Genomic DNA, 15,582 nt, shown 5'->3' with positions numbered 1-15,582 from the left:
CACCCATTCGGGTGCAAAAGGGTTGCTGTGCCGCACTATCGGTTCATGCGTTTGAGTCGACTCTCGGTAGTTGCGGGTATTGCCACCGGTCTGGTTGTCACGACGGCCACCGTCGTCCTGGCCAGCGCCCAGGCCAGCCCCTCCCCCGCCACGGGCCCCGGCCCGTGCGTCGGCGCCGAGTGCCCGGCCGAGTACGCGCCGGTCCGCGGCAACACCGGGCGGTTCGACGGGCGCGACGAGGCGGTCAACGTCTTCGTCGGCGGGTCGTTCACCGTGTCCGGCAACGCGGCCGAGGCCGAGGGCCGGCTCGTCGTCGGGGGCGCGTTCACCCTGGCGAAGGACGGCAGCGGCGTCGGCTACAACGTCGGGACGGTGGGCGCGGGCTCGCAGGTGCCGCCGCCCGCGGGCTCGGACTTCCTGGTCACCGGCGGGGACCTGACCATCGCGCCCGGCCAGGAGCTGCGCGCCGACGGCGGTGTCGTGCGGTACGCGGGCGCCAAGACCGGCGTGGTCAGCAGCACCGGGACCGCCGTGCAGGACGACAACGCGTTCGCGCCCTACGCGGGCGTCAGCGAGGCGCTGCGCGCGGACAGCGCCTGCTACGCCGCGCTCCCCGCCACCGGGACCGTCACCCGCGACGACCTCGCCACCACGTTCACCGGCGACGGCGTGTCCGCGCTCCAGGTCTTCACCCTCGCGGAGGACATCACCGGGGCGAACGGGTCGATGCAGGGCATCGAGTTCGCGGGCGTCCCGGAGGGCGCGACCGTGCTGGTCAACGCCACCGGCTCCGCGCCGCGCATCACCAGCTGGTCCGGCACGCACCACAACCGCGACGGCATCGACCGCCTCGGGCAGCGGCTGCTGTGGAACTTCCCGAACGCCACGACCGTGACCCTGAACGGCCAGTCCGAGTTCCAGGGCAGCGTGGTCATCCCCCGCCAGGACAGCACCGCGAAGGTGAGCACCCCCGGTTTCAGCGGGCGCTTCTTCACGGCGGGCTCGCTGGAGCACGGCGGGAACGGCAGCGGCGACGGCAACGAGTTCCACGCGTACCCGTTCACCGGCGTGATCCCGACCTGCGGCACCGGCACCACGCCGCCGAGCACCACCACGACCGCGCCGACCACCACCACCGCGCCGTCCACCAGCACCACCCCTGTCTCCACCACGACCAGCGAGACCAGCACCACCACCACGGCGCCGAGCACCACCACGACCGTCGAGACCACCACCACGACGCCGTGCGAGGAGACCACCCCGGAGACCAGCACCACCACCGCGGTCCCGACCACGACGACCGCGCCGAGCACCGGCACGACGACCAGCACCACGACGGTCGAGACCACCCCGGAGTCGAGCACCCCGGAGTCGAGCACCCCGGAGAGCAGCACCACCACCACCGGCAGCTCCACCACGACCACCGCGCCGTCGACCACGTCCTCGACCACCGCGCCGTCGACCACCTCCGCGACCACCTCGTCGTCGACGACGTCCGAGACCACCTCGGCGACGACGTCGACCGGCGCCGAGGCGTCGAGCACCACCGCCCCTGGCACCTCCGAGAACCCGGTCGTCCCGGCCGTCGCCAGGACCTCGGGCGGCGCGGGCCTGGCCCACACCGGCTCCCCGGCCGGGATGGCGCTGGCCATCGGCGCGCTCCTGCTGATCGGTGGCGCGGCCCTGTTCGCGGTGACCCGCCGCCGCAAGGCCTGACCGACCGCCTGAACCCGACGCCCGAACGGGGCCCGCGCTGCTCGCGCGGGCCCCGTTCGCGTGCGCGGGTGGGGTCGTCAGGCCCGCGCGGCGCGGGAGCGGCGCAGGCCCCAGCCGACCAGGGCCGCCGCCAGGGCGGTCAGGGCCAGGGCCGCGACGGTGACGGCCTGGTGGAAGTGGGCGGCGCGGTCCGGGGTCCAGCCGGGCGCGGTCAGGTCGGCGCCGAACAGCAGCGCCAGCGACGTCCCGACCACCGCCAGCCCCACCGCCGAGGTCACCTCGCTCGCGGTGTCGGTGAGGGCCGCGCCGATCGTGGTGCGGTTCTCGGGCAGGCCGCGCAGCACGTTCATGGCCGCGACCACGCCGACCACGCGCAGCCCCAGCGCGACCAGCACGAGCGCGAGCGCCACCCACGGGTACCCGAGGCGCCCGAGCAGGGCGTACTCGGCCAGACCGGCCGCGACCGCCGCCGCGCCCAGCCACGCGGCGCGGTCGAACCCGAGCCTGCGCAGCAGCGGTTGCACGAACGCGCCCCCGGCGAGCAGGACCACGACCTGCGGCAGGGTGCCCAGCGCGGCCTGCGCGGGCGACCAGCCCCAGTCGAGCTGGAGCTGGAGGGCCACCAGGTAGCCGAGGCCCGCGGTGGCCATGCCCGCCGCCGCCTTGTAGGCGAGGCCGCTGGCCACCAGCGGTCGGGCCAGCAGGGCCGGGTCCAGCAGCGGGTGGGCGGCGGTGCGCTGGCGGTGGGCGAAGCCGAGCGCGGCGGCGACGGCGGTGAGCCCGGTCGCCCACGGGGTCCAGCCGCCCGCGTCCACGGCCAGGGTCGGCGTCACCAGGGCGAGCACGACGGTCGCCGTGCCCAGCAGCGCGCCGAGGACGTCCACGGGGGCGCGGTGCAGCTCGGCCGGGTCGTCGGGGGCGATGCCCGCCCGGACGCCGACCAGCGCGAGCACCGCGATCGGGGCGTTGACCAGCAGCAGGACCTGCCAGGGCGCGACCGCGATGACGAGGCCGCCCAGGGTCGGGCCGATCGCCAGGCCGACCAGGCCGACGGTGGAGATGAGCGTGGTGGCGCGCACGCGCAGCGCGTCGTCGCGGAACAGCCGGAAGGCCAGCGCCATGGAGCCGGGGGTGGTCATGGCGGCGGCCACGCCGAGGGCCGCGCGGACGGCGATGAGCTGCCAGGCGGTGGTGACCAGGGCGGTGGCGAGGCTGGTGGTGGCGAGCAGGGCCAGGCCGGTGAGCATGAGCCTGCGGCGGCCGAAGCGGTCGGCGAGCGCGCCGAAGGCGAGCATCAGGCCGCCGAAGACGACCGCGTAGGCGGCGGTGACCCACTGCAGCTCGGTGGTGGTGGCGGCCAGCTCGCAGCCGATGGTGGGCAGGGCGACGGTGAGGACGGAGTTGTCGAGCATCTCGAACAGGAACACGGCCGACAGGCCGACGAGCGCCACCCACGCCTGGCGCAGCGAGGTCGGCGGGAGCGGGGTGGCGGTGGACGGGGTGGTTCGCAGGTCAACAGGCACGAACACTGTTCTACTCTCGAACACTGTTCAGAACAAGGCGAACACCGTTCTAAGTTATCTGGAACACTGTTCGCCCCCGGCGACTAGACTCGTCCCGTGCCCACACCGCAGCAGCGCCGCGCCGCCCGCAACCAGCTCCCCGGCGGCGAGGCCGCCACCGGGCGCGGGGCGGCGCGCAAGGCCCCGATCACCGTGGACGCGATCGTCGACACCGCCTTCGGCATCGTCGAGCGCGAGGGCTACGAGGCGCTGACCATGCGCCGGGTGGCCGCCGCGCTGGGCACGGGCGCGTCGTCGCTGTACGCGCACGTGGTCAACAAGGAGGACCTGGACGAGCTGCTGATCGGCCGCCTGTGCGCGCGGGTCGCGCTGCCCGAGCCGGACCCGGCGGCGTGGCGGGCGCAGCTGACCGCCGTCTGCGCCGCGCTGCGGGACGAGTACCTGCGCTACCCCGGCGTCTCCCGCGCCGCGCTGGCCGCCGCGCCGTCCAACCTGGACACGCTGCGGGTGAGCGAGGGGATGCTCGCGATCGCGCTCGCGGGCGGGGTCCCGCCGCAGGCCGCCGCGTGGGCGGTCGACGCGCTGACCCTGTACGTCAACGCCTACAGCCTGGAGCGCTCGCTGGCCGCGCGCCGGACCGCGGGCGGCGAGGAGTGGGTGATCAGCCGGGAGGAGATGGCCCGGCGGTTCGCGGAGCTGCCGGACGCGTTCGCGGTGTCCAAGCGGCACGCCGCCGAGCTGACCGCCGGGACCGGGCACGACCGGTTCGACTTCACCGTCGCGCTGGTGCTCGACGGGCTGGAGCGCGCCGGGCGCGACTGACCCGGACGCGACTGGCCCAGGCGCGACTGACCCGGACACGACTGGCCCTGGCGCGCGGCCGGGCCGAACGGGACCGGGCCGGAGGGACGACGAGCGCCACCGGGGCGTCGCGGGCACGGGAGCGGGCAGCGCGCCGACCCGCGAGACGGTCAGCGCGCACACGTCCCGCACGTGCCTGCTGGACCGCGCGCCCCCCGGCAGCACGCCTCGCACCACAGGGGCTGTGACACTTCCGCAAAAGCCGCCAACAGGCTGTCAATCACCCGCTTCTGCGGCATTACACTCCGCCCCGTGCCGAATTTGCGGATCAGCGAAGCAGCCGCCCTGCTCGGGGTGAGCGACGACACCGTGCGCCGGTGGATCGACCAGGGACGGCTGTCCTCGGTCCAGCTCGACAGCGGGCGCAGGGGCGTCGAGGGCGCCGAGCTGGCCGCGTTCGCGCAGCGCGCCGCCGAGAACCCGGAGGCGGGCGGGCCGATCACGACCTCGGCCCGCAACCGGATGCGCGGCATCGTCACCCGCGTCGTCAAGGACGGCGTCATGGCGCAGGTGGAGATGCAGGCGGGCCCGTTCCGCGTGGTGTCGCTGATGAGCAGCGACTCCGCCGAGGAGCTGGGCCTGGAGGTCGGGTCGGTGGCCGTGGCCTCCATCAAGTCGACCCACGTCGTGGTAGAGATCCCGGAGGTCTGACACCCGTGCGCACCCGTCCCCGCCTGCGCGTCCTGTCCGCCCTGTCCGCCGCCGCGCTCGCGCTGGTCGGCTGCGCCCCGTCGGACACCCCGGCGCCCGCCGAGCCCGGCTCGGCCGCCGCCCCGCTCGGCGAGGTCACCGTCTTCGCCGCCGCCTCGCTGAACGAGACGTTCACCCGGTTGGGCAAGGACTTCGAGGCCGCCAACCCCGGCTCGAAGGTCACCTTCAACTTCGGCGGCAGCTCGGGCCTGGCCCAGCAGCTGAACCAGGGCGCGCCCGCCGACCTGTTCGCCTCGGCGGCCCCGGCGAACATGAAGCAGGTCACCGACACTGGCCTGGTGACCGACACGCCCACCACGTTCGTGCGCAACCGGCTGCAGATCGCCGTGCCCGAGGGCAACCCCGGCAAGATCACCGGGCTGGCGGACTTCGGCAAGGACGACCTGAAGATCGCCCTGTGCGCCGAGCAGGTGCCGTGCGGGGCCGCGTCCAAGAAGGTGTTCGAGGCCGCGGCCGTCACGCCCGAGGCCGACACGCTGGAGCAGGACGTCAAGGCCGTGCTGACCAAGGTGCGCCTCGGCGAGGTCGACGCCGCGCTGGTCTACCGCACGGACGTGCGGGCGGCGGGCGCGGACGTGGAGGGCATCACGTTCGCCGAGGCCGACGAGGCCGTGAACGACTACCCGATCGCCGTGCTCGCCAAGGCCCCCAACGCCGCGGGCGGCCGGGCGTTCCGGGAGTTCGTGCTCTCCGAGAGCGGCAAGAAGGTCCTGTCCGCCGCGGGCTTCGACGCGCCGTGACGCGCCGACCGCCGCTGGTCCTGCTGCTGCCCGCGGCGGTGGGCGTGGCCTTCCTGCTGGTCCCGCTGCTCGGGATGCTGCTGCGCACCCCGTGGGACCGGCTCGGCGAGCTGCTGGCGGCGCCCCTCGTCGGGCAGGCGCTGCGGCTGTCGCTGCTGTGCGCCTCGCTCGCGACGCTGGTGTGCCTGCTGCTGGGGGTGCCGCTGGCGTGGCTGCTGGCCCGCACGCGCGTCCCCGGCAGGGGCGTGCTGCGCGCGCTGGTGACGGTGCCGATGGTGCTGCCGCCGGTGGTGGGCGGGGTGGCGCTGCTGTACGTGCTGGGCCGCCGGGGGCTGGTCGGGCAGTACCTGGACGCCTGGTTCGGGGTGTCGCTGCCGTTCACCACGGCGGGCGTGGTCGTGGCCGAGGCGTTCGTGGCCATGCCGTTCCTGGTGGTGTCGGTGGAGGGCGCGCTGCGCGGGGCCGACCCGCGCTACGAGGAGGCGGCGGCCACGCTCGGGGCGTCCCGGTGGACGGTGTTCCGCCGGGTCACCCTGCCGTCGGTGCTGCCCGGCGTGGTCGCGGGCGCGGTGCTGTGCTGGGCGCGGGCGCTGGGCGAGTTCGGGGCGACGATCACGTTCGCGGGCAACTTCCCCGGCCGGACCGCGACCATGCCGCTGTCGGTGTACCTGGCGCTGGAGACCGACCCGGACGCGGCGATCGTGCTGAGCGTGCTGCTGCTGGTGGTGTCGGTGGCCCTGCTGGCCGCCCTGCGGGAACGGTGGATCACCGCATGACGCTGGACGCGCGGCTGGTGGTCAGCCGGGACGGCTTCGAGCTGGACGCGGCGCTGCGGATCGAGCGCGGCGAGGTCGTGGCGCTGCTCGGGCCCAACGGGGCGGGCAAGTCGACGGCGCTGCGCGCGCTGGCCGGGCTGGTGCCGCTGACCGGCGGGCACGTGCGGGTCGACGGCGACCCCTGGGACCGGCTGCCGGTGGAGCGGCGGCCGGTCGGCGTGGTGTTCCAGGACTACCTGCTGTTCCGGCACATGTCGGCGCTGGAGAACGTGGCGTTCGGGTTGCGCTCGCGAGGGGTGCGCAAGGCCGAGGCGCGGGCGACGGCGCTGGGCTGGCTGGAGCGGGTCGGGCTGGGCGAGCACGCGGCGGCCCGGCCGGGCGCGCTGTCCGGCGGGCAGGCGCAGCGGGTCGCGCTGGCGCGGGCGCTGGCGACCTCGCCGGGGCTGCTGCTGCTGGACGAGCCGATGGCGGCCATGGACGCCGGGACGCGGCTGCGGGTGCGCGCCGACCTCGGCGAGCACCTGGGCGGGTTCCGGGGCCGGACGCTGCTGGTGACGCACGACCCGCTGGACGCGATGGTGCTGGCCGACCGGCTGGTGGTGCTGGAGGCGGGCCGGGTGGTGCAGGAGGGGTCGCCCGAGGAGGTGGCGGCCCGGCCGCGCACGGACTACGTGGCGGCGCTGGTCGGGCTGAACCTGCTCAGGGGGACGGCGCGCGGCGGCTCGGTCGAGCTGGACGGCGGCGGGGTGGTCGCGATCGGCGAGGAGCTGCGCGGCGAGGTGTTCGTGGCGTTCGCGCCGGGCTCGGTGGGGCTGTACGGGGAGCGGCCCGCGGACGGGCCGCGCAACGCCTGGCCGGTGCGGGTGGTCGGGCTGGAGCAGCAGGGGCACTCGACGCGGGTGCGGCTGGACGGGGTCGTGCCGCTGGTGGCGGAGGTGACCGCGTCGGTGGTGGCGTCGCTGCGGCTGCGGCCGGGCGACGAGCTGTGGGCGGCGGTGTCGGCGGCGGAGGTCGTCGCGTACCCGGCGTGAGCCCGGCTTCGCCTCACCGCAGGTCCTCGGGCGCGTTCGCCGTGGTCGGCGGGGTGCGCCCCGAACGGTAAGGGACTTTGGTCCCTGGTCCCCCGGTGATCGCTCACTAGCCTCGGAACCGGCTTTCGAGGTGGTGAGGAGGGGTGCGGGTGGGCGCGCTGGCGGTGCGCACGTCCGGCGGGGTCCGGGAGCGGGCGCTGACCGGGGTGGTGGAGCTCCTGGGCGGGGTGCCCGGCGCCCGCGCGACGGCGGCGCGGGTGCGGCTGACCGCGCTCGGCGGGGGGACCGCGCTGCTCCAGGCCAACGCCGAGGTGCGCGGTCACCGGATCAGGGCGCAGGTCGCGGCCCCGGAGGCGGACGCGGCGGGGCTGCTGCGCGAGCGCGTGGCCGCCCAGGTGTCCCGCTTGGAGGCGCCGGGCGCGCACCGCGCGTGGCCGGGACCGGACCGGGCGCCGGTGGTGGCCGGGCGGGCCGGGGCGCGGCGGGTGGCGCGGCGCAAGCGGGTGCGGGCGGAGCTGTGCGCGCCGGACGCGGCGGCGCTGGCCATGGACCTGATGGACTACGACTTCCACCTGTTCGCGGACTCGGAGACCGGGCAGGACAGCGTGCTGTACCGGGTGGGGCCGACCGGCTACCGGTTGGCGCGCCTGGAGGACACCGCGCCGCCCGCGCTGCCGGTGGTGGTGCCGCTGACGACGAACGTGCACCCGGTGCCGGAGCTGACCGAGGCGGAGGCGGTGCGGCGCCTGGACGAGACCGAGCTGCCGTTCCGGTTCTTCCGGCCCGCCGGGACCCGGCGGGGAGCCGTGCTGTACCGGCGGTGGGACGGCGACTACGGGTTGCTGGCGGCTGGCTGACCCCCAACCGGTCACCCTGAACTCCCTGCGGAACCAGCGCTCCGCAGGGCCCTAGCTCACCCCGGTCCGCCAGCGCGGCACCGGGGTGATGCTGTCCTCGGGGATGTCCGCGTCGAGCGGCTCCGCGGCGCCCTTGAACCGGGTCAGCTTCTCCGCCGACAGGCAGAACACCTTGTTCCCCCCGGCTTCCGCCCACTCGGCGATGCCGTCGTGCGGGAGCGGGCGGCCGGAGGCGGCGAGGACGGCGTTGCCCGCCCTCTTCCCCAGCAGCAGCCCCGGTTCGGCGAGCAGCGCCACGTGCGGGAACACCTCGCGCAGCGACGCGACGGCCCGCAGCGCGAGCCCCAGGTCGGGCGCCGACCACATGTTGCCCAGGTACAGCCCGCCGGGTCGCAGCACCCTGGCGATCTCGCGCAGGAACGGCGTGACGGCCAGGTTCAGCGCGATCGTGCCGACCCGCGCGACGTCCATGACCACCACGTCGGCGCTGCCGTCCGCCGCGCCCCTGATCCCGGCCTCGCCGTCCTCGACCCGCACCCGCAGGCCGGGGACGGCGTCCAGCGCCAGGTGCTCCCGGACCAGCTCGACCAGCGGCCCGTCCAGCTCGTAGACCTCCTGCGCGGAACCGGGCCGGGCGTGCGCGAGGTACCGGGAGATCGTGAACCCGCCGCCGCCGACCTGGAGCGCGGACACCGGGTCGCCCTCGGGCCAGTGCAGGTCGAGCACGCGCGCCACCCAGCGGGTGTACGGCAGGTGCAGGTAGCGGGGGTCGTCCAGGTCCACGCAGGACTGGAGCACCCCGTCGACCATGAGCAGCCACCCGCGCTCCCGGTAGGGCGCGGGCGCGAGCTGCGCCGTCCCGAACCGGACCTGCCGCTCGACGCCCCGACGCTGTTCCACGCGCGCCACCCTAGACCGCCGCCGGGCCGCGCCGGGCCGGAACAGCCCCGGTCCCGGTCACGGTCGACGGGGCAGCACCGCCTCCGCCTCGCCCAGCACCCGGTCGAGCCGCTCCACCGCCTCGTCGACGGCGAGCGCCGCGTTCTCCAGCGCGCGCACGGCCGCGTCCGCCGCCTCGGCCCTGGCGCTCGCCTCGGCGGCGGCCTCGCGGAGGGACGCGGCGACCTCGTCGGGCACGACCGCCGCCAGCTCCAGCGCCCGGTCCGCGACGCGTGCCGCCCGCCGCCCGGCGTCCTCGCCGCGCTCGCACCCGTCGTTCTCGGCCACCCACCGGTCGAGCCCGGCCAGCACCTCGGGGAGCTGGTCGCGCAGCGCCTCCACCTGCGCGCGCCCCAGGTCGACCTCGCACCGCGCCCCGCCGGTCTCCAGGACCAGGCAGGCCGACTCCGCGTGCCGCCGCGCCCACAACCCGACCGATCCGCCCGCGCTGAGGTCGATGGTCACCGAGTTCCCGCTCATCAGCCGTCTCCGTTCGCGCACCGCGCGGGGTCTGCGGTGTGCCCCACGCCACAGCAGCCATGCTAGGCATAATGCCGCGCTTGATGTCAGCACCCGAGCCGACTCGAACGGGTGATCTCGGAATAAGCCGAACGAGCCGAGATCATGAGGAGCGACTGATCGGAGGACCCCCGTGCGCCCCACCGTGCGCAGCCGCCGCCTCGGCTCCCGCCTGGGCGACCACCGGCAGCAGAACAACCTGTCCGGCACCGAACTGGCCGCCCGGCTCGGCATCCACCAGGCCACCTGGTCGAAGATCGAGACCGGGAAGACGAAGGTCTCCCCCGCCCTGCTGGCCCGCACGGCGGAGATCCTCGACATCCCGGCCGAGGCGATCGCCCAGCTCCAGGAGCTGCACCGCAGGGCCGACGAGCCCGGCTGGTGGCAGGACTACGGCGACATCCTGTCCGAGGCCGTGCAGATGCTGATCGAGCTGGAGGCCGACGCGTCCTGGATCCGCACCTACGAGGGCCAGGTCATCCCCGGACTGCTCCAGACCCGCGAGTACGCCGAGCGCGTCATCACCGCAGGGTCGCCGCACATCCGGGTCTCGGACATCGACCGGTACCTGGAGCTGCGGATGAAGCGCCAGAAGCAGCTCAGCGAGGACCTGCGCCTGACCGCCGTGATCAGCGAGGCCGCCATCCGCCAGCAGGTCGGCGGCCCCTCCGTCCTGCGCGCGCAGCTCCAGCACATCGCCCGAACGGTCCGCGAGCACGACGTCACGGTGCAGGTCGTCCCGTTCACGGCCGACGCGCACGCCGCGCTGGGCGACTCGTTCGTGATCATCCAGTGGCCCGACGAGACCGACCCCGAGGCCGTCTACGCTGACGGTGTGACCTCCTGGACGGTGCACGAGCGCAGCGGCATCGTCCGCAGCTACCTGCACGCGTTCGCCTCCGCGCAGAGCCAGGCCCTGTCGCCCAGGGAGTCACTGGACCTCATCCACGACGTGATCAAGGAGCTGGGATGACCTGGCGCAAGAGCAGCCACAGCACGGCCACCGGCAACTGCGTCGAGATCGCCCTGACCGCGACCGCCGCGCACGTCCGCGACAGCAAGAACCCCGGCGCGGGCGCGCTCACCATCCCCGCGCCCGCCTGGGCCGACTTCCTCCGCGCCGCCAGGGCCCGCTGACCCCGCTAGACCGCCAACGCCTCCCGCACGTCCTCGGCGAGCTTGCGCATCGCCTCCCCCGGTTCCACGTCCACCTCCACCGAGGCCCGCCAGGCGTGCCCCTTCCAGAGGGACCAGGGCGCGATCTCCCAGCGCAGGGAGACGGCGCCGCGGCCGTCGTGGGTGGCCGTCAGCACGAGGTCGTGGTCCAGGCTCTCCCAGACGTGCACCCCGACCCAGCCCCGGAACGACTCGGCCAGCTCGGCCAGGAAGTCCGGCAGGGCAGGGCCGTCCAGGCCCAGCGCCACCGTCTCCGGCAGCAGGGCCTCCATGCCGTCCGCGCGCAGCCGCACCGCGACCTTGGGCAGCGGGTAGTCCGGGTCGATGTTCCCTGGGCTCCACAGCAGCACCGAGCCCAGGTCCACGACGGGACCGACCGGACCGCCCCCGCCACCCTCTCCGCCCGCGCCGTCCTCCGGTCTCGCCACTAGTGCCCCTCGTGCTCGGCCTCGGCGTCCTCGGCGTCCTCCGCGTCGGCGAAGTCCGTCACGCCCGTCACCACGAACCCGGTGAAGTCCACCCCGACGCCCAGCTCGCCCCAGCCCTCCACCTCGCACTCGCCGAACCGCACGACCATCGAGTCCGGCGGGTTCAGGGTGATCGACGGCTCGCTGAACGCGTCCGACCCCAGGTGCTCCTCGGCGGCGCTCCTGGCCGCCGCGACCACGCCGTCCACATCGGACAGGATCGCGGTCAGGAACTCCTCGTCCACGTCGGACTCGGACTCGTCGTCGGTGAACACCACGTACACCGGCACCCCGGAGATCTCGCGCTCCCAGCAGCGGATCCAGTCCGGGGTGTCCTCGGTGCGGGTGAACCCCTCCAGCACGGGCACGGTCTTCCTCCTCGTGGCGCACCCATGACGGATGTCATGGGCCGGTCGTGACGCGCGGCCCGCGTCCCGGACGACCGGGGAGCACAAGCTTGCACCATGGCAACCACAACTGCTCCGGCGGCGGTCTCGCTGCGCGGGGTGCGCAAGTCACGCGGAGCCGTCAGGGCGGTGGACGGGGTCGACCTCGTCGTCGCGCCCGGCGAGGTGGTGGCGCTGCTCGGCCCGAACGGCGCGGGCAAGTCCACCACCGCGGACGTCCTGCTCGGGCTCACCGCCCCGGACGCGGGCGAGGTCCGGCTGTTCGGCCGCACGCCCAGGCAGGCCGTCGTGGACGGCCTGGTCGGGGCGGTGCTCCAGGACGGGGCCCTGCTGGAGGGCGCGACGGTCGCCGAGGTCGTCGGCCTGGTCGCCGCGCTGCACCGCCGCCCGCTGCCGGTCGCCGAGGCGCTGGCCCTCGCGGGCGCGGCCGACCTCGCGCGCCGCCGCTCCACCGAGCTGTCCGGCGGCCAGCGCAAGCGCGCCCTGCTCGCCGCCGCCCTCGTGCCCGACCCGGACCTGCTGGTCCTGGACGAGCCCACCGCGGCCCTGGACGTCCAGTCCCGCCGCCGCTTCTGGGCCACCACGCGCGAGCGCACCGCGCGCGGCCGGACCGTCCTGTTCGCCACCCACCACCTGGAGGAGGCGCAGGAGTTCGCCGACCGGGTCGTGCTGCTCGACCGCGGGAAGGTCATCGCGGACGGCTCCGTCGCGCAGATCCGCACCGCCGTGTCCGGCCGCGTCATCGCCGCCACGCTCCCGTGGGCGTCGGCCCCCGGAGCCGACCTCGCCCCGCTGCGCGCGCTGCCCGGCGTGCGCGCGGTCGAGGCGCGCGGCGACCGGGTCCTGCTGGAGTGCGCCGACTCGGACGCCGCGCTGCGCGCCCTGCTCGCCACCCACCCCACCACCCACGACGTCGAGGTCACCGCGCTGGGCCTGGAAGCGGCCTTCCTCGCGCTGACCGGACGGGAGAACCGGTGATGAACACGCGCTTCCTCGTGCTCGAACTGCTCCGCGCCACCCGCACCCGCCGCTACCTGGTGGCCACCATGCCGCTGCCCTCGCTGATGCTGCTGGTGCTCCCCGACGTCTACGACCTGGAGGGCGTCGCCCTCGGCGGCGTGCCGATCGCGCTCTCGCTGATGCTGAACATGGCCATGTTCGGCGTCATCTCCGCCCCCGTGACGACCGGCGCGAGCATCGCCGTCGAGCGCGGCGCGGGCTGGCAGCGGCAACTGCGGCTGACCCCGCTCACCGGCGCGGGCTACGTGGTCGGCAAGGGCGTGGTCGGGATGCTGCTGGCCCTGCCGCCGCTGGTGCTGCTCGGCCTGGTCGGGGCGTTCGCGCAGGACGTGCGCCTGTCGGCGGGCCAGTGGCTGGTCTGCCTCGGCGCGGTGTGGCTGACCGGGCTGCCGTTCGTGCTGCTCGGGATCGTGCTCGGCCTGGTGGTCTCGCCGGGCGCGATGCAGGCGGTGACCGGGGTGGCGTCGCTGGCGCTGAGCGTGGCGGGCGGCGTGCTGATCCCCGTGGAGCTGGCCCCGGACTGGCTGCGCCGGGTCGTGCTGACCCTGCCGATGCACTGGGGCAAGCAGCTCGCGCTGTCGCCGCTGGTGGACGTGGAGGTCGGGCGGGCGCTGTTCGTGCTCGGCGCGTGGGTCGTGGGCCTCGGCCTGATCGCCGCCCGCCGGTTCCGCGCGGCCGAGGCGTAGGTTCACGTCGTGCACCGCTCCGAGCGCGCCGCCCGCCGCTGGCTGCTGATCGGTCTCGCGCTCGTCGCCTGGTTCGTCCCCGCCCTGGTCGTCGACCTGCTGGAGGCCGACCTGACCCGCGGGGAGCGCGTGGCGGCGGTGGCGCTGGTCGTCGGGTACGGGATCGCGCTGCCCGCGCCGCTGCTGGCGCGCCGCCGCCTCATCGAGGGGCGGCAGGCGCTGCTGCTGGGCGCGCTGGTGGTCTGGGGCCTGCTCGTGATCGCGGTGACCGGCCTGGACTCGGCCGCGCTGCTGGTCCACGTGCTCGGCACCGCCTCGATCGCGCTGCCCGCCAGGCTCGCGCTGACCATGAACGGGACGGCCGCCGCCGCGCTGGTCGCGGGTCTGCTGTGGCGGGCGGCCGGGTCAGGGCAGCCGGTGCACCTGGTGGCGGCGCTGGGCTCGCTGGTCGTGGGGTTCGCCGCCGTGGTCCGGCTGGTGCGGACCCGGCGGGAGCTGGCGCGGGCGCGGGTGGAGATCGCCGCGCTGGCCGCCGCCGAGGAGCGGCACCGGCTCGGGCGGGACCTGCACGACATCCTCGGGCACAGCCTCACCACGGTGACCGTGAAGGCCGGGCTGGCGCGGCGGCTGCTGGAGCGCGGCGAGGTCGACCGGGCGCTCGGCGAGGTCGGGGAGCTGGAGGCCCTGGCCAGGCAGGCGCTCGGGGACGTGCGGGCGACGGTCGGCGGGTACCGGGAGGTGGCGCTGGCCGGTGAGCTGGTGGCGGCCGGGGCGGCGCTGCGGGCGGCCGGGATCGAGGCGGACCTGCCGAGCGCGGTGGACAACGTCGCGCCGGAGCTGCAGGGGGTGTTCGGGTACGTGCTGCGGGAGGCGGTGACGAACGTGCTGCGGCACTCGGCGGCCCGCACCTGCTCGGTGCGCCTGGGCGCGCGGTGGATCGAGGTCGTGGACGACGGGCGCGGCGCGGGCGCCGGGCAACCGGGGAGCGGGGTGGCGGGGTTGCGGGAGCGGCTGGCCGAGGTCGGCGGGGCGCTGGAGGCGGGACCGGTCGCGGGCGGGTACCGGCTGCGCGCGGAGGTCCGGGACGGGGGGACGGCGTGATCAGGGTGCTGCTGGCCGACGACCAGGCGCTGGTGCGCGGGGCGTTCGCGGCGATGCTGGGCATGGAGCCGGACATCGAGGTGGTCGCCTCGGTCGGCTCCGGCGACGAGGTGCTGCCCGAGGCGCTGCGGGCGGAGCCGGACGTGGCGCTGCTGGACGTGCAGATGCCCGGACTGGACGGCCTTGAGGCGGCGGCCCTGCTGCACGAGCGGCTCCCGCGCTGCCGGGTGATCGTGTGCACGACCTTCGGCCGCCCCGGCTACCTGGCGCGGGCGATGGCGGCGGGCGCGGCCGGGTTCGTGGTCAAGGACGCCTCGCCCGAGCAGCTGGTGGACGCGGTGCGCCGGGTCCACGCGGGCCTGCGCGTGGTCGACCCGGACCTGGCGGCCGAGTCCCTCGCCCGTGGCGCCGGCCCGCTGACCGCCAGGGAGCGCGACGTGCTGGCGCTGGCCCGCGACGGCGGCACGGTCGCCGACCTGGCGAAGGGCGTCGGCCTGTCGGAGGGCACGGTCCGCAACCACCTGTCGGCCGCGATCGGCAAGACCGGCGCGCGCACCCGCGCCGAGGCGGTCCGGATCGCCGAGGAGAGCGGCTGGCTCTAGCCCCCCGGTTCCCGCAACCGTGCGGTCGGCCCACCGGGAAGGACCCGCGTCCGCGGGGACCTTCGCCTCTCCACCGCACCGGCCCCGCGCTCGGAGAATCGACTCCTGGACGAACCGGGAGGAACCATGGCCACCCGCGCGCACACCGCGGTCAGCGCGACCCGCTACCTGGACGCGGTGCTCGACACGTTGCGCGGCGCCGGCGTCGACGTGCTGACCCTGGCGGTGGACATCAGGCCGTGCTCGCCCGTGCGGGCCGAGCTGGTCACGGACGCGGGCCCGCTGCGCTGGAGCGAGGACCGGGGCTGGAGCGCAGGCAGCCGCGCGCTCGGCCCGGTGGCGCACCCCGGCGAGGTGGCCCGCCTGGTCCTGCGCTCGGCCGAGCACCGCAAGTTCACCCGCAAGAGCAAGCAGAACCACCCGTCGGGCTGACGCCGGTGGGGACCGGGG

The 15,582-nt window shown here is 75.5% G+C and carries 19 protein-coding genes; 14 read left to right on the top strand and 5 right to left on the bottom strand.

Going from position 1 to position 15,582, the window contains the following annotated elements:
* The first annotated feature begins 45 nt into the window (after window positions 1–45).
* Window positions 46–1,716, top strand: coding sequence for a choice-of-anchor A family protein (locus CNX65_RS09760; RefSeq protein ID WP_096492484.1), 1,671 nt, complete (start codon window positions 46–48; stop codon window positions 1,714–1,716).
* A gap of 77 nt (window positions 1,717–1,793) precedes the next feature.
* On the opposite strand, the gene CNX65_RS09755 is transcribed toward CNX65_RS09760, so the two are convergent.
* A complete protein-coding gene (locus CNX65_RS09755; RefSeq protein WP_373565545.1) occupies window positions 1,794–3,245 on the bottom strand; it encodes an MFS transporter in 1,452 nt (483 codons plus the stop codon).
* Between the two features lie 90 nt (window positions 3,246–3,335).
* Here CNX65_RS09755 and CNX65_RS09750 point away from each other — a divergent pair, with 90 nt between their 5' ends.
* The 6 genes from CNX65_RS09750 (at window position 3,336) to CNX65_RS09725 (ending at window position 8,215) form a co-directional block, all read left to right on the top strand.
* Window positions 3,336–4,061: a TetR/AcrR family transcriptional regulator gene (locus CNX65_RS09750; protein ID WP_096492483.1), complete on the top strand. Its 726-nt coding sequence runs from the start codon at window positions 3,336–3,338 to the stop codon at window positions 4,059–4,061.
* A gap of 291 nt (window positions 4,062–4,352) precedes the next feature.
* Window positions 4,353–4,751 (top strand): TOBE domain-containing protein, encoded by a 399-nt coding sequence (locus CNX65_RS09745; protein ID WP_096492482.1) that lies wholly within the window; start codon window positions 4,353–4,355, stop codon window positions 4,749–4,751.
* Between the two features lie 5 nt (window positions 4,752–4,756).
* Window positions 4,757–5,551, top strand: a complete 795-nt coding sequence (modA, locus tag CNX65_RS09740) for a molybdate ABC transporter substrate-binding protein (RefSeq protein WP_096492481.1) — start codon at window positions 4,757–4,759, stop codon at window positions 5,549–5,551.
* Entirely contained in the window at window positions 5,548–6,327 is a 780-nt protein-coding gene (modB, locus tag CNX65_RS09735) for a molybdate ABC transporter permease subunit (protein WP_096492480.1), read from the top strand. The genes modA and modB overlap by 4 nt, the downstream gene beginning before the upstream one ends.
* A complete protein-coding gene (locus CNX65_RS09730; protein ID WP_096492479.1) occupies window positions 6,324–7,358 on the top strand; it encodes an ABC transporter ATP-binding protein in 1,035 nt (344 codons plus the stop codon). Before modB ends, CNX65_RS09730 begins: the two co-directional genes overlap by 4 nt.
* 149 nt (window positions 7,359–7,507) lie before the next feature.
* Window positions 7,508–8,215, top strand: a complete 708-nt coding sequence (locus CNX65_RS09725) for a sigma 54 modulation/S30EA ribosomal C-terminal domain-containing protein (RefSeq protein WP_232519771.1) — start codon at window positions 7,508–7,510, stop codon at window positions 8,213–8,215.
* A gap of 51 nt (window positions 8,216–8,266) precedes the next feature.
* Here CNX65_RS09725 and CNX65_RS09720 read toward each other — a convergent pair whose 3' ends face one another.
* Together CNX65_RS09720 and CNX65_RS36045 are read right to left on the bottom strand one after the other, a co-directional pair.
* Window positions 8,267–9,115, bottom strand: a complete 849-nt coding sequence (locus CNX65_RS09720) for a spermidine synthase (protein WP_096492477.1) — start codon at window positions 9,113–9,115, stop codon at window positions 8,267–8,269.
* A 57-nt stretch (window positions 9,116–9,172) separates the two neighbouring features.
* Window positions 9,173–9,634 (bottom strand): hypothetical protein, encoded by a 462-nt coding sequence (locus tag CNX65_RS36045; RefSeq protein WP_096492476.1) that lies wholly within the window; start codon window positions 9,632–9,634, stop codon window positions 9,173–9,175.
* Between the two features lie 172 nt (window positions 9,635–9,806).
* Here CNX65_RS36045 and CNX65_RS09710 point away from each other — a divergent pair, with 172 nt between their 5' ends.
* Window positions 9,807–10,646: a helix-turn-helix domain-containing protein gene (locus tag CNX65_RS09710; RefSeq protein WP_096492475.1), complete on the top strand. Its 840-nt coding sequence runs from the start codon at window positions 9,807–9,809 to the stop codon at window positions 10,644–10,646.
* The gene (locus tag CNX65_RS09705; protein WP_096492474.1) at window positions 10,643–10,810 is read left to right on the top strand and encodes a DUF397 domain-containing protein; all 168 of its coding nucleotides are present in this window, start codon (window positions 10,643–10,645) and stop codon (window positions 10,808–10,810) included. Before CNX65_RS09710 ends, CNX65_RS09705 begins: the two co-directional genes overlap by 4 nt.
* A 5-nt stretch (window positions 10,811–10,815) precedes the next feature.
* On the opposite strand, the gene CNX65_RS09700 is transcribed toward CNX65_RS09705, so the two are convergent.
* Both CNX65_RS09700 and CNX65_RS09695 read right to left on the bottom strand, forming a co-directional pair.
* Complete coding sequence (locus CNX65_RS09700; RefSeq protein WP_096492473.1) at window positions 10,816–11,277, bottom strand: DUF6228 family protein; 462 nt, start codon at window positions 11,275–11,277, stop codon at window positions 10,816–10,818.
* A complete protein-coding gene (locus CNX65_RS09695) occupies window positions 11,277–11,684 on the bottom strand; it encodes a hypothetical protein (RefSeq protein WP_096492472.1) in 408 nt (135 codons plus the stop codon). The genes CNX65_RS09700 and CNX65_RS09695 overlap by 1 nt, the downstream gene beginning before the upstream one ends.
* Window positions 11,685–11,780: 96 nt before the next feature.
* Here CNX65_RS09695 and CNX65_RS09690 point away from each other — a divergent pair, with 96 nt between their 5' ends.
* The 5 genes from CNX65_RS09690 to CNX65_RS09670 all read left to right on the top strand — a co-directional run bounded on the left by CNX65_RS09690 (window position 11,781) and on the right by CNX65_RS09670 (window position 15,564).
* Window positions 11,781–12,701 carry an ABC transporter ATP-binding protein gene (locus CNX65_RS09690; RefSeq protein ID WP_096492471.1) on the top strand — a complete coding sequence of 307 codons (921 nt, stop codon included), beginning with the start codon at window positions 11,781–11,783 and terminating at the stop codon, window positions 12,699–12,701.
* On the top strand, window positions 12,701–13,429 hold the full coding sequence (locus tag CNX65_RS09685) for an ABC transporter permease (RefSeq protein WP_096492470.1): 729 nt from the start codon (window positions 12,701–12,703) through the stop codon (window positions 13,427–13,429). Before CNX65_RS09690 ends, CNX65_RS09685 begins: the two co-directional genes overlap by 1 nt.
* Before the next feature lie 9 nt (window positions 13,430–13,438).
* Window positions 13,439–14,530, top strand: coding sequence for a sensor histidine kinase (locus CNX65_RS36040; protein WP_198320449.1), 1,092 nt, complete (start codon window positions 13,439–13,441; stop codon window positions 14,528–14,530).
* Entirely contained in the window at window positions 14,527–15,132 is a 606-nt protein-coding gene (locus CNX65_RS09675) for a response regulator transcription factor (RefSeq protein WP_096492469.1), read from the top strand. The genes CNX65_RS36040 and CNX65_RS09675 overlap by 4 nt, the downstream gene beginning before the upstream one ends.
* A gap of 126 nt (window positions 15,133–15,258) precedes the next feature.
* Window positions 15,259–15,564 (top strand): hypothetical protein, encoded by a 306-nt coding sequence (locus CNX65_RS09670; protein WP_096492468.1) that lies wholly within the window; start codon window positions 15,259–15,261, stop codon window positions 15,562–15,564.
* The last annotated feature ends 18 nt before the right edge of the window (window positions 15,565–15,582 follow it).

The sequence above is a fragment of the Actinosynnema pretiosum genome, from assembly GCF_002354875.1.
GTDB classification, from domain to species: domain Bacteria; phylum Actinomycetota; class Actinomycetes; order Mycobacteriales; family Pseudonocardiaceae; genus Actinosynnema; species Actinosynnema auranticum.
Note: the sequence above shows the minus strand (reverse complement) of the source record. Positions and strands in the feature narration are given on the sequence as shown.